This is a genomic window from Aeromonas sp. 6P (genome assembly GCF_051919525.1).
Classification (GTDB): domain Bacteria; phylum Pseudomonadota; class Gammaproteobacteria; order Enterobacterales; family Aeromonadaceae; genus Aeromonas; species Aeromonas veronii.
Map to the genome: position 1 here is coordinate 491,872 of NZ_JBQBEO010000002.1, position 12,365 is coordinate 504,236.

The 12,365-nt window shown below is 61.9% G+C and carries 7 protein-coding genes and 1 pseudogene; 6 read left to right on the top strand and 2 right to left on the bottom strand.

Annotated elements, in window-relative coordinates; genetic code table 11:
- Window positions 1-116 precede the first annotated feature (116 nt).
- A pseudogene (locus ACTG2J_RS02385) lies at window positions 117-1,798 on the bottom strand (methyl-accepting chemotaxis protein).
- Window positions 1,799-2,074: 276 nt separating this feature from the next.
- Here ACTG2J_RS02385 and ACTG2J_RS02390 point away from each other — a divergent pair.
- From ACTG2J_RS02390 to ACTG2J_RS02410, 5 genes are all read left to right on the top strand, one after another.
- On the top strand, window positions 2,075-3,919 hold the full coding sequence (locus tag ACTG2J_RS02390; protein ID WP_439997129.1) for a M3 family metallopeptidase: 1,845 nt from the start codon (window positions 2,075-2,077) through the stop codon (window positions 3,917-3,919).
- A gap of 568 nt (window positions 3,920-4,487) precedes the next feature.
- On the top strand, window positions 4,488-6,872 hold the full coding sequence (pgaA, locus tag ACTG2J_RS02395; RefSeq protein WP_234923190.1) for a poly-beta-1,6 N-acetyl-D-glucosamine export porin PgaA: 2,385 nt from the start codon (window positions 4,488-4,490) through the stop codon (window positions 6,870-6,872).
- On the top strand, window positions 6,872-8,830 hold the full coding sequence (gene pgaB / locus ACTG2J_RS02400) for a poly-beta-1,6-N-acetyl-D-glucosamine N-deacetylase PgaB (protein WP_113740064.1): 1,959 nt from the start codon (window positions 6,872-6,874) through the stop codon (window positions 8,828-8,830). The genes pgaA and pgaB overlap by 1 nt, the downstream gene beginning before the upstream one ends.
- A complete protein-coding gene (pgaC, locus tag ACTG2J_RS02405) occupies window positions 8,827-10,077 on the top strand; it encodes a poly-beta-1,6-N-acetyl-D-glucosamine synthase (protein ID WP_113740065.1) in 1,251 nt (416 codons plus the stop codon). Before pgaB ends, pgaC begins: the two co-directional genes overlap by 4 nt.
- Complete coding sequence (locus tag ACTG2J_RS02410; protein ID WP_113740066.1) at window positions 10,064-10,357, top strand: hypothetical protein; 294 nt, start codon at window positions 10,064-10,066, stop codon at window positions 10,355-10,357. Before pgaC ends, ACTG2J_RS02410 begins: the two co-directional genes overlap by 14 nt.
- 166 nt (window positions 10,358-10,523) lie before the next feature.
- Here the strand turns inward: ACTG2J_RS02410 and ACTG2J_RS02415 are convergent, their stop codons facing one another.
- Window positions 10,524-10,757, bottom strand: coding sequence for a hypothetical protein (locus ACTG2J_RS02415; RefSeq protein WP_113740067.1), 234 nt, complete (start codon window positions 10,755-10,757; stop codon window positions 10,524-10,526).
- 308 nt (window positions 10,758-11,065) lie between these two features.
- On the opposite strand from ACTG2J_RS02415, the gene ACTG2J_RS02420 reads away from it, so the two are divergent.
- Window positions 11,066-12,364, top strand: coding sequence for a ferredoxin reductase family protein (locus ACTG2J_RS02420; protein ID WP_201990740.1), 1,299 nt, complete (start codon window positions 11,066-11,068; stop codon window positions 12,362-12,364).
- Window position 12,365: the final 1 nt, after the last annotated feature.

A 12,365-nucleotide genomic window follows, 5' to 3' on the forward strand; every position in this document is an offset into this window, starting at 1 on the left:
GTCGAATACCGTTGAACATACCAATAAGATGCATGCTCGCCGCGTGTTTTGCGGCGTAAAAAAACCTGCCAGCTGAGCTGGCAGGTCGGGTGACAAGGCGACACAGATTGACGCCATCAATGGCGGGCGTGCTGCTCGCCGGAGGGGGGAGACAGGGGCGCCATCATTGGCGCAGTGGAGGACTCCTTGCCCAGTTTGAAAACCGCAAGCCGCTCATCCAGGCTGCGGGAGAGACCGGCCAGCAACTCGCTCTCCTGCGCCAGTTGCGAGGCGGACTGGGACATCTCGAGCGCCGAGTCATTGATGCCGCTGACGTTGCGGTTCATATCCTCGGCCACCATGCTCTGCTGCTCGGCAGCGGTGGCGATCTGGGTCGCCATGTCGCTCACATGCTGGATGTGGTTGACGATCAGGGTGAGATCCTGCCCCGCCTGCTGGGATTGATTGACGCTGCTCTCTGCCAGTTTGCGGCTGGTGTCCATGGCATTGGCGGCGGTGACGGCCCGTTGCTGCAGCTGGGCAATGGTGCTCTGGATCTCCTCGGTGGATTGGCGAGTCCGGCTGGCCAGCTGGCGCACCTCGTCGGCTACCACGGCAAAGCCACGGCCCTGCTCACCGGCACGGGCTGCCTCGAGGCGGCGTTGAGGGCCAGCAGGTTGGTCTGCTCCGAAATGGCGCTGATGACAGCGGTCACTTCGCTGATCTGCATCACCCCCTCCTTGAGCTGGTTGACCTGCTGGGTGGCCTGCTCCACCTCGGTGGCCAGCGCCTTGATGCCGTGCACGCTGGCGTGAACGTCGCGGTTGCCGAGCCCGGCTTCTCCGGTCGCTTCCTGGGTATCCCGCGCGGTATTTTCGGCGTGTCCGGCCACATCGGAGATGGTGGTGCTCATCTCGTTCATGGCGGTAGCTAGCTGGGCCAGCTGATCTCGTTGGCTGGTCACCGCCTGATTGGTCTGCTCGGCAGAGGCGGCGATGCGCAGGGCGGCATCCGCCACGTTGCGGGCCCCCTGGCTGGCTTCCAGCAGGGCGTGACGGATGGCATCGAGACTCTGGTTGGTGCAGCGGGCGACCACTCCCAGCTCATCCTTGCCCTGTACCGGGATGCTTACCACCAGATCCCCCTTGGCGACTCGTTGCATAGCGTGGTTGATCTGGCTGAGGGGAGAGACGATGGAGTGGGTGATGCGCCAGCCCAGCAGCCCCATCAGCAGGATCACGATGGCGGTGGCGGTACCCATCTTCATGTACTGGGCCCAGATGGTCTGCTGAATATCTTGCAGCAGCATGCCGGAACCGAGGATCCAGCCCCAGGGCTGATAGCCGGATACCATGGAGAGCTTGTCGGCGGTTTCACCCGACGGGCCGACCCACACATATTGCAGAGTGCCCTGTTTGCCCCCTTTGGCGATATCCACCATCTGATACCAGAACTGCCCGGCGGTGGCGGCGCCTCCTTCACCCATCTTCTGGCCGACCAGTTCGGGGCGGATAGGGTGAACCACCATGGTGCGGTTCTCGTCGATGACGAACAGGTAGTTGTTGCCATCAAAGCGGGTGTTGGTCAGCAGCTTGCGCGCCTCCTGCTGGGCCTGCTCTGCTGGCAGGGTGCTGGCCAGAAACTGGATCTGGCTCATGGCCTGCTCCAGTACCGCATTGAGCCGCGCTTCTCGCTCGCTCATCAGATTGCGCTGGAGCGCGCTGGCCGAGATAAGCAGCAGCGAGACAAAACCGACAAACGCCAGTGCGAGCAGCAAAATCAATTTGCGGCTCACGGTAATATCACCGAGCTTGAACATGACTAAACCCTCATTTCCCTGTTGATTTTATGTGGCTCTGTACCGCGGCAGCCAGTTCGTAAGAGTTAACAACTCATTTACTTTCAGTCTCTTGCCGAGCTTTCTCAAATGAGCGTTTTAACATCAGTATAGTCAGCAGACAGCAACCCCCACTTTTTGGTAGCGTGTTGATGCGCATCCCTGCGCAATTTTTGCCAAAGAGTGTGAATGGTTTGGCATTTCTTCAAAAAAAGGAGTGGGCCCCGCTGCGGGTGACCCCATAACAAGAGGGAATTTATGAGTTCCATTGCCAGGAATTACTTCAACCAGCTCAACGCCGACTACCTGCAGGTGCACAGGCGTAAGGAGGATCTCTTCTGGTCCACCTATATGGGCACCAGCGATGATCAGGCCGGTTTCACCGCGGCCGAGCAGGCCTACAAGGCCTTTTGTGCCAATCCGGCCCGTCTGCCCGAATTGCGGGAGATGTTGGTGCAGGCCGACGAGGATGACCTCAAGCGCGGTCTGCAAGGCTGGATCGCCTTCTTCGAGTGCAATGTGATTGAAGATCCCGCCGCTGCCGCCCTGATGGATGAGCTGGTAGCCGCCGAGGCGGAGCTGTTCGCCCGCCGCAAGGGGCTGAAACTGACCCTGCTGGATGAGCAGGGCCAGCAGGTCGCAGGCAGCCTGCCCGCCGCCAGTACCTCGCTCGCCGCCAGCCCGAACGAGGCGGTGCGCCAGAGCGCGCTCGCCATGTTCCACACTCTGGAGCAGTGGGTGGTCGGCAACGGTTTTCTCGAGGTGGTGGCGATCCGCAACCGCTTTGCCCGCGCCATGGGCTATCGCGACTACTTCGACTACAAGGTGCGCAAGAACGAGCAGATCAGCCCGGAGCAGCTTTTCGCCATCCTCGACGACTTTATTGCCCGCACCGACGCCCGGTTGCAGCAGAGTCTGGTCGAGCTGAAGGCCGCCAAGGGCGAGGCGGCACTGCTGCCTCACAACCTGCGTTACAGCGTGAGCGGCGATGTGACCCGCCAGCTCGATCCTTACGTGCCCTTCTCGCGGGCGCTGCGGGATTGGGTCGAGAGCTTCCGCCGGCTCGGCATCCAGTATCGCGGGGCGACCCTGACGCTGGATTTGCTGACCCGGGAGGGGAAATACGAGAACGGCTTCTGCCATGGCCCGGTACCGAGCTTCTTCCAGCAGGGGGAGTGGGTGCCGGCTGTGGTCAACTTCACCAGCCTGGCCGATCCGGCGCAGGTGGGCAGCGGCTGGAGTGGCCTCAACACCCTGTTCCACGAGGGGGGTCACGCCGCGCACTTTGCCAATGTCACCGGCAATGCCCCCTGTTTCTCACAGGAGTTCCCGCCCACCTCCATGGCTTATGCCGAGACCCAGTCGATGTTCTGCGACAGCCTGCTGGACGATGCCGACTGGCTCAAACGCTACGCCAGAAATGCGGCGGGAGAGGCTGTTCCCGACGCCCTCATCAAGGAGATGATCGCCGCCCGTCAACCGTTTCGTGCCTTCAACGAACGCCAGATCGCGCTGGTGGCCTACTTCGAGCGGGATCTTTACGCCATGGCCGACGGCGATCGCACCCCGGCCGCCGTGCTGGCGCTGGCCCGCCAGTGGGAGCGCAAGATTGTCGGGGTCGAGAGCCCGCGCCCGCTGCTGGCCATTCCGCACCTCCTTAATCAGGAGTCGGCCTGCGCCTATCACGGCTACCTGCTGGCGCTGATGGCGGTGGAGCAGACCCGCGCCTATTTCCTCAAGCGTGATGGCTACCTCACCGACAATCCGCGTATCGGGCCGGATCTGGCCGCCCACTACTGGGGGCCTGGCAACGGCATGAGTCACGATGAGACCCTGCGCAGCCTGACCGGCGAGGGATTTAGCGCGGTGCCGCTGGCCGAGGCATGCAACCTGAGCGCCGCCGAAGCCTGGCAACAGGCGCAAGCCTGCATGGCCGCCGCGCAGCAGCGCCCCGCGGCGGGTGAGGGAAGCCCGCTCGATGCTCATATCCGGGTGGTACATGGCGCCGAGCTTATCGCCGACAACAGCGAGTCGGAAACCCGCATGCTGGCCGACTTCGAGGCGTGGATCGTTGATCATTACCGACGAGCGTCAGCCGCGTAAACCACAGTGCTCCCGGTGAGCATGCCGGGAGCACGGCGCCTTATGGCTATCCCTTGTTACAGCTGTAGTGGGGGATACCTCACTAGGGATGGGTACGACACCAGGTGTCGCTTTGGCAATAGTGTCCGCGATTTTCCCATCAAATATGTATTCATATGAAGATGAGCGTGAACAGTGAGCGGCAAGGTAATAGATTCGGTGATTCACGCTGTTATGTCTGTTTTGTTAATAGTGTTTTTTGCACTCACCTTTGTGCATAAAGATTGATCTATTCATCTTTTTGAGAACCATTCCCATCTTGCTGGATTGACTAAATTGTCCACAGCTGCAAAATCGCCCACCTTGCCACTCCCGATGTGAATCGGGTTCGGAAAGCCTCAGATCTCCGCCCGGAGATGGCTGGGCCGCACATAGGAAAGGTGTGGCCGTTGCCCGCCTTTCACCCTCGAAATCAGCACACAAGTCAGGAAGCCCTCTTGCTCATCAGGCAGGAGCGGACGGGTGTGTATATCCGTATGGTCGTGCAGGGACGATATGACCAGCGTTTGTTATGGGTGGTATGTTGCGAATGAATCGCATCTTTTTGATGTTGGCGCTGTTGCCCCTGCTGGTGTGTGCCAGTGAGGTGGACAGAGTGCGTGAAGCCTGGGTGATCAAGGCTCGGGCGGGAGAGCTGGATGCGGCAGCGCATGGGCTGGATGCTCTCTATCGACAAAGTGGTGATGGCAAGGTGCTCGATGATCTGATCGCCGTGCAGCTGTGGCGGGGTGATCGCAAGGGGGCGCTGGCCGCCTGTGAGCCGTGCGAGCTCAACCCCATCAGCAACAGTACGCTGGAAGAGGTGGCCCGTGCCGCCCGCGACGAGAAGCGCTACTCCGAGGCGATCAGCTATTACCGCATCCTGCAGGGACGCGATCCGGCCAACCGCAATGGCTGGCTCGGGCTGTTTCTCACTGCCAGTGATCAGGGCAACCGCGAGCTGGCCCGCCGCGCAGCGGGTGAATATGAGGTCAACTTTGGCCGCGACCAAGCGATCCTCGAAGCCCGCATCTATGCCGCCCGCCAGGGTGAAGATCCCATGGGCGAGCTGCTGGCCCGCCAGCAGTGGCTGGAGCTGGAGCCGGATAACCACGAACAGGTGCTGGCACTCTATCGGGTAGCCGTGAGCCTGGGGGCGGGGCCTGCGGCAGCAGACCTGATGGGCCGTTACCCCAAGCTGTTCAAACCGGTCGACCGGCTCTGGCTCGACTACTACCAGGCGGTCAATCTGCTGCGGATCTCGGCCCAGACCGAAGATCCGGCGCTGGCCCGCCGCTCCCTGACCCGCACTCTTGTGCTGCAAGAACGGATCCTGGCCCGCGCCCCCCACGATCATGTGCTCTATATCAGTGCCCGCCGAGATGTCGTGGTGACGCTGGTGGCCCTTGGCGAGTTTGCCCGAGCCGAACGGGAGTCCGCTACGCTGCAGGCCGAGGGGCCATTGCCTGACTATGTGCTGGAGGCGCGCGCCGATGCACTGGCCGGGCTGGGGCGGGTGGATGAGGCCTCCGTGATTTACCAGCAACTGGCGACCCCTGCACGGGCCAAAGACAAACGCCTGCTGGAGAAGCGCTTCTATGCCTATTCGGATGGAGAGCGCTATGGCGCGGCGCAGGGGCTGCTGGCCGGTTGGCAGGAGCCGCCGACTCGCTGGGATTTCACCGGCAACATGCGGATGGCCAACGACGACTACGAGAAGGTGTTGCAGCTTAAAACCTTGCTGCAGGCCTGGCGTGGTGAGGCGGGCGCGGCAGAGCGGCAGCTGGAAGGATGGCTGAAAACCGCGCCTGCCAATCCCTGGCTCTGGCTGCAACTGGGGGATATCCGCCGCTGGCGGGGTCATCCCGATGAAGCCGAGCAGGCCTATCAGCAGGCTGTGCGCTGGCTGCCAGCAGGACGCACCGTGCTGGCCGAGCCGGGTCGCCTCAATGCCCGGCTCGACAAGGGCGACTGGCAGGGCACGCCGCAGGCCGTGCGCACCCTTGGCAACCTGACCCGGGATCGTCAGGAACTGCAGCAGCGGCTGACTCTGGAGCAGGCCCCGCAATTTGTCACTGACCTGACTCATGGTCGCAACGAAGGGGGCTCGGTGCAGGCTAGTCGTGACTGGAGCTACGACAGCCGCCTCTACAGCGCTCGCAGCGATGGCGGCGATCGGCTGTTTGTCCGCCGTCAGGGCAGCTTTGGCGAGTTCGACCAGCAGCCCGAGCGCGCGGCCTATACCGGGCTGGGGGCCGAGATCTTTTTCTACCCGCTGCAACTGACGCTGGAGGGGGGCACCGGCAGCGAGCTCAACCACAAAGGCTATCTCTGGAGTCGCCTCGATTGGCGGCTGGATGATCACTGGACGCTGGGCACGGCCATCAACCTCAACAGTGCCGACACCCCGCTGCGGGCATTGGCGCGCGGCAACTACGCCGATCAATACCAGCTCGATCTGGGCTGGCGTCAGGATGAGACCCGCGAGGGGTCACTGCGACTGGAGCAGATGGATATCAGCGATGGCAACCGGCGGCTGACGGCCTCCGGTTGGCTGCGTCAGGATCTCTGGCGCCGGGATCGCTGGTGGTTCGATACCACCTTGCGCGGTGCCACCTCCCGCAACGAGGCGGTGGAGGTCGACTACTTCAACCCCCTGCAGGATCGCAATCTGGAGCTGGAGCTGGCGGGGCGCTACCGGCTGCCGCTGGACGGGCGTCGCTCTTTGCTGCAGAGCCTGACCATGAGTGGTAACAACTACTGGCAGCAGGGCTATGGCAGCGATCAGGGGTGGCAGCTCAGCTATCGCCATGACTGGATCCTCTCTCCCGCTCTCAGCCTGGGCTATGGCTTGGGCCGCCGTCAGGCCATCTATGACGGTAACCCCGAGTTCGGAAATTTCATCTTCGCCAATCTGCAATGGAGTTTCATGTGATGAAACGCTGGCTTGCTCCTTTCGTTTTGCTGCTTGCACTGCTGCCTTCGCTGACGCAGGCGGCCCGGCAACCCGATGACTATGTGGTGCTCTGCTACCACGATATCGTCGATCTGAAATTGACCCCCAACCTCAAGCTCTATCCCCAGACCATCCGGCGCGACACCCTGATCCGCCACTTCAACTGGATCAAACAGCAGGGCTATCACCCGGTCAGCTTCCAGCAGATCCTGGATGCCAAAGCGGGCAAGGCACCGCTGCCGGAGAAGGCGATCCTGCTCAGCTTCGATGACGGCTACGAGAGCTTCTACCGGCTGGTCTATCCGCTGCTCAAGCTCTACAACTATCCGGCGGTCTTTGCGCTGGTGGGCAGCTGGCTGGATGTGGCCAATGACAAGATGGTCCCCTACGGCAATGACAAACTGCCGCGCAGCTACTTCGTCGGCTGGCCGCAGATCCGCGAGATGCAGGACTCCGGACTGGTGGAGCTGGCTTCCCACACTTTCACCTCCCACTACGGGCTGCTCGCCAATCCGCAGGGCAACGTGCAGCCGGCGGTCACCACCGCAGGCTGGAGCCAGAATGGCTACGAGAGCATGGCCGACTATCGGGCCCGTATAAAAGCGGACTTCGACGCATCGGCCAGCCAGCTCAGGGAGCAGACCGGTCGGGCACCACGGATCCTGGTCTGGCCCTACGGCGCCTTCAACCAGACGGCGCTGGAGCTGGCCAGTGCGGCGGGGATGCCCTACACCTTCACCCTAGCGGAAGGGCTCAACAAGCTGAGTGACTCGGGCAGCACGGTGCGCCGCTATCTGCTGGAGGAGGACACCAGCCTCGAAACTCTGGACGAGATCATGGGGGGCAATACCTGGGAGCGGCAGGTGGAGCGCTTGGTGCACGTGGATCTGGACTATGTCTACGACAAGGATCCGCAGCAGATGAACAAGAACATCGACATGCTGCTGGATCGGATCAAGGGTTACGGCATCACCACCGTCTATCTGCAGGCCTATGCCGATGACAACGGCGACGGGGTGGCGGAGGCGCTCTATTTCCCCAACCGTCATATGCCGGTCAAGGCGGATCTCTTCAACCGGGTGTCCTGGCAGCTCAAGACCCGTGCCGGGGTCAAGGTGTTCGCCTGGATGCCGGTGATGGCCTACGACATGGGGCCGAACCACGCCTATGTCACCGACAGTCGTACCGGCGCCCCCGCCAAGGGGCAGTATCTACGCCTTTCGCCCTGGGATCCTGCCAGCCGTCAGCTGCTGCTGGATATCTATGAGGATCTCGGTTTTTACACCAAGTTCGATGGCCTGCTGTTCCATGACGATGCGTTCCTCAGCGACTACGAGGGGCCGATGTCGCTGGCTCGCACCCCGAATGCGCTGCAGGCGCAGGGGGAGCAGAAGACCGATTTGCTGATCGACTTCACCATGGCGCTGCGCGATGCCGCCGCCCGCTACCGGCAAGGGGGCGCCGACGGTCTCAAGACTGCCCGCAACATCTATGCGGCGTTGGTGACAGAGCCGCAATCCCAGCAGTGGTTTGCCCAGAGCATGGCGGCGTTTGCCAAGGCCTATGACTACACCGCCGTGATGGCGATGCCCTATATGGAGCAGGCAGAAAACCCCGATGAGTGGCTGGCCAGGCTGGCGGAGGATTCACTGGCACAGGTGCCGGCCAATCGGCTGGTGTTCGAACTGCAGAGCCGCAACTGGCGCACCGACCAGCCTATCCCCGATGCCGAGCTGGTGCGCTGGATGCAGATCATCCAGCGCAAGGGGGTGACCAACTTTGGCTACTACCCGGATGATTTTCACAACAACCAGCCGGATCCGGCCGTGCTCAAGCCAGTCTTCTCGGTGCAGACCCAGCCTCAGCCGACCCAGCTGCCGGTGACACCGGTCGCAGTCAGTGCCGCTAAAGCCACCCAAGGGGAGGCGATGCGGTGAAGGATCTTCTGGAAGGGATAGCCATCTTTACGTTGGCCTATCCCAGTCTGATGGCCATGGTGTGGGTTTGTGGTGGTCTCTATTACTACTTCCAGTGGGAGCGAAGGGATATCGCGCTGGCCAAGCGGGGGCTGGAGCTCCCCTATTACCCCAGAGTGACCTTGATGGTGCCCTGCTACAACGAGGGGGCCAACGTCGAGGAGACCATCGGCCACCTGCTGCGCCAGCGCTATCCCGATTTCGAGGTGCTGGCCATCAACGACGGCAGCAAGGACGACACAGGCGCGCGGCTGGATCGGCTGGCACAGCAGGATCCGCGCCTGACCGTGCTCCACCAGCACAATCAGGGCAAGGCGATGGCGCTCAACAACGGGCTGGCTGTGGCCAGCGGGGAGATCCTGGTCGGCATCGACGGCGATGCGGTGCTCGACTATGACGCGGTGCGCTGGATGGTGAAGCACTTCATCGAGAGCCCGAGGGTCGGAGCGGTCACCGGCAATCCGCGGGTACGCACCCGCTCCACCATCATCGGCAAGATTCAGACCGGCGAGTTCAGCTCCATCATCGGCCTCATCAAGCGGGCCCAGCGGATCTACGGCACTGTCTTTACCGTCTCCGGGGTGGTGGTGGCCTTTCGCAAGCAGGCGGTCGAGGCGGTCGGTGGCTGGAGCAATGACATGGTGACTGAGGATATCGACATCAGCTGGAAGCTGCAGCTGGCCGGCTGGCTCATCCACTATCAGCCCCAGGCGCTCTGCTGGGTGCTGATGCCGGAGACGGTACGCGGTCTCTACAAGCAGCGGTTGCGCTGGGCACAGGGGGGCGCCGAGGTGTTTCTGCGCTACGGCTTGCTGGCGATGCGCTGGCGCAACCGCCGCTTCTGGCTGCTGCTGCTGGAGTATCTCTCCAGCGTGGCCTGGTGCTACAGCATGTTGCTGCTGGCGCTGATCTGGCTGATTGAGCCTGACGTGAGCGGACTGGCAGTGGGTCATCTGTTCCAGTGGACCGGGGTGATGATGACCGCGATTTGTCTGGTGCAGTTCGGGGTCAGCATCTTTATCGACAACCACTACGACAAGAGCATGGCCCGCAGCTTTATCTGGTGCGTCTGGTATCCGCTCATCTACTGGCTGCTCAATCTGGTGACCGTGGTGGTGGCGGTGCCCAAGGCGATCCTGCGTCGTCGTGGCCAGCTGGCGGTGTGGGAGAGTCCTGACAGGGGGGAGTCGTTCCGTGACAAAACATAAGCTGGCGAAGGAGATGATCATCAGCAACGGTACCCGGCGCAGCTGGAAGTATCGGCTGCGGGATCTGCTGATCCTGCTGGTGACCTGGGTCGGCTGGATTTTTCTGGCCCTGCAACCCTGGCTCAACTATCTGGAGGCGGAGGAGGATGAGAGCTTTATCGGCTCGCTGGATGCCATCGAAGTGGGACAACTGTTTCTTGCCCTGCTGTTCGGCATCTTCCTGCTGATCCACTCCTGGGCAAAATACAACAGGCTGCTGCACCGCTTGGTGGGCAAATGAACGGACTCAAAAGCGCCGTAATCATGAGGGGCCGGTCGGCCCCTCACTTTTTATCACCGATCAAACACTGCGAAGTGGGCGGGGTACCCGGAGCGTTTTTTTCGGGCCGGTTTGCCATAGCGATGTCGCCGACACTCCCAAAACCAGTCGTTTTGCCCCTAATTTTTCATTCATCAATAACTTTATTTCCGCAATTTTCACAGATGGCATGTCGTTCAAAGCGATCCATGTTGGCCAGAAAGGGGCCTGCGGCCCAGCCGGTAATGAAGTCTTTGATAAATGCTGTTCGTTTTTGCTCCGGTGTCGGCTGTTTGCCAAAGGATTTGTCGACCAGCACCACGACATGGTTGGTCTCGCGCTGACAACTCGGGCTGACGCGTTGTTCAGTGGATGAAAGCAAGGGGGGACTCCTTGTGCAGAAGAGTGGGCAGCAGGTTTTCCGCCGCAGATATGTAACGTCCCCATTTGATTCCTTTTTCTGGCAGGTCGTCAATCACAGCGGAGGTGGATTGTGCGCCATCTCCTATGAAGAGGGGCGAGCCAACAAACGTGATCATAAGGGGGCATTCGGCACCTATTTTGTTTCCGTTTGTCACACATTGCCACACAAGCTTCCCCCTCTGGCAAAGTCTTGTGACCAGACGGGTGTGTAATGGCTCCATGAGCAGGGAGATGAGGCCCTGCCGCGATGGAACCAGGGAGCATGTTATGACGAACAAATGGATGTGGTGGCTGTTGCCGCTGCTGGCGGTCGGGGTCTGGTGGCTCGGTTATGCGGGGGATGCCAACGGGGTGTGGCCCTGGCGCCATGAGATGTTGTTACTGACCGGCCTGCTGGGGATGACCTATATGGCGATTTCGTTGTTGCTGGCATTGCGCTTGCGGCAGCTGGAGGTGTGGTGTGGCGGTCTGGACCGGATGTTGCGATTGCACCGCCAGATGGCCATCGGCGGTGCATTGGCGCTGACCGCCCACTGGCTGTTGGTAGAAGCGCCCAAGTGGGCGGTCTCGGCAGGTTGGCTGAGTCGTCCCGCCCGGCGTGGGGCCAGCGGTGCCGGAGTGGGTGCTGGCGCAGGCAATGGCATCTCGCTTCATGCCCTTGGCAATACCCTGGGTGAGTGGAGTTTCTATCTGCTGATCGCGCTGGTGGTGGTGAGCTTGCTGGCGCTGGTGAGTTATGGTCGCTTTCGGCTGATCCACCGGCTGGCGCCGCTCATCTATTTGGCGGGTTGGGGGCACGGGCTCTGCCTGTTGCCTCAGATTGGGGCCATGACTCCCGTGGGGGTATCGATCTGGTTGATCGGCGGGATCGGTGCTATCGGGGCCCTCGACTCCCTGTTGGGACAAGTGGGAGCGCGGGATCGCCATCCTGGCCGGGTCATTGCGGTGCGGGGGCTGGCGGATCAGACCTGCGAGCTGACCATGCAGCTGGAGAGGCCGCTCGCCCATTACCGCCCGGGTCAGTTTGCCTTTTTCGAATTTGACGCCAAAGAGGGGCCGCACCCCTTTACCCTGGTGCGGGTGTCGGCGGATCGGCGCCAGCTGGTGATCGCGGTGCGGGCGCTCGGGGATCATACCCGTCAGCTGGTGGCAGAGGCGCGCATCGGGGATGGGGTGGTGGTGACCGGGCCCTATGGCGCCTTTGTCGCCCCGCAAGGGGGGGGTAGAGCCCTCTGGCTGGGGGCCGGGATAGGTATCACGCCGTTCGTCGCCTGGCTGGAGGGGCTGGCTGCCCGTGGGGAGCGGGGCGAGGGGATCACCCTGATCCAGTGCGCGCCGGATCTGGCGGGAGCTGTCTACAACCGACGGTTGGCCGAGCTCTGTCATCGCACCGGCGTGCGCTATCAGCTGCATCTGGACAAGACAGCCGGGCGGCTGGATCTGATCCGCATCGCGCAGGATGCGCCCGAGAAGGTGTGGTTTTGCGGGCCGGAGGGGATGGCAGATGCCCTGACCCGGCTGTTGCCGGACGGGCATCTGCATCGCGAGCTGTTTCGCTTTCGTTGAG

Coding starts and splice junctions, on each gene's coding strand:
- pgaA (WP_234923190.1), top strand. CDS start 4,488: ATGAATCGCATCTTTTTGATGTTGGCGCTGTTGCCCCTGCTGGTGTGT.
- ACTG2J_RS02420 (WP_201990740.1), top strand. CDS start 11,066: ATGACGAACAAATGGATGTGGTGGCTGTTGCCGCTGCTGGCGGTCGGG.
- ACTG2J_RS02390 (WP_439997129.1), top strand. CDS start 2,075: ATGAGTTCCATTGCCAGGAATTACTTCAACCAGCTCAACGCCGACTAC.
- pgaB (WP_113740064.1), top strand. CDS start 6,872: ATGAAACGCTGGCTTGCTCCTTTCGTTTTGCTGCTTGCACTGCTGCCT.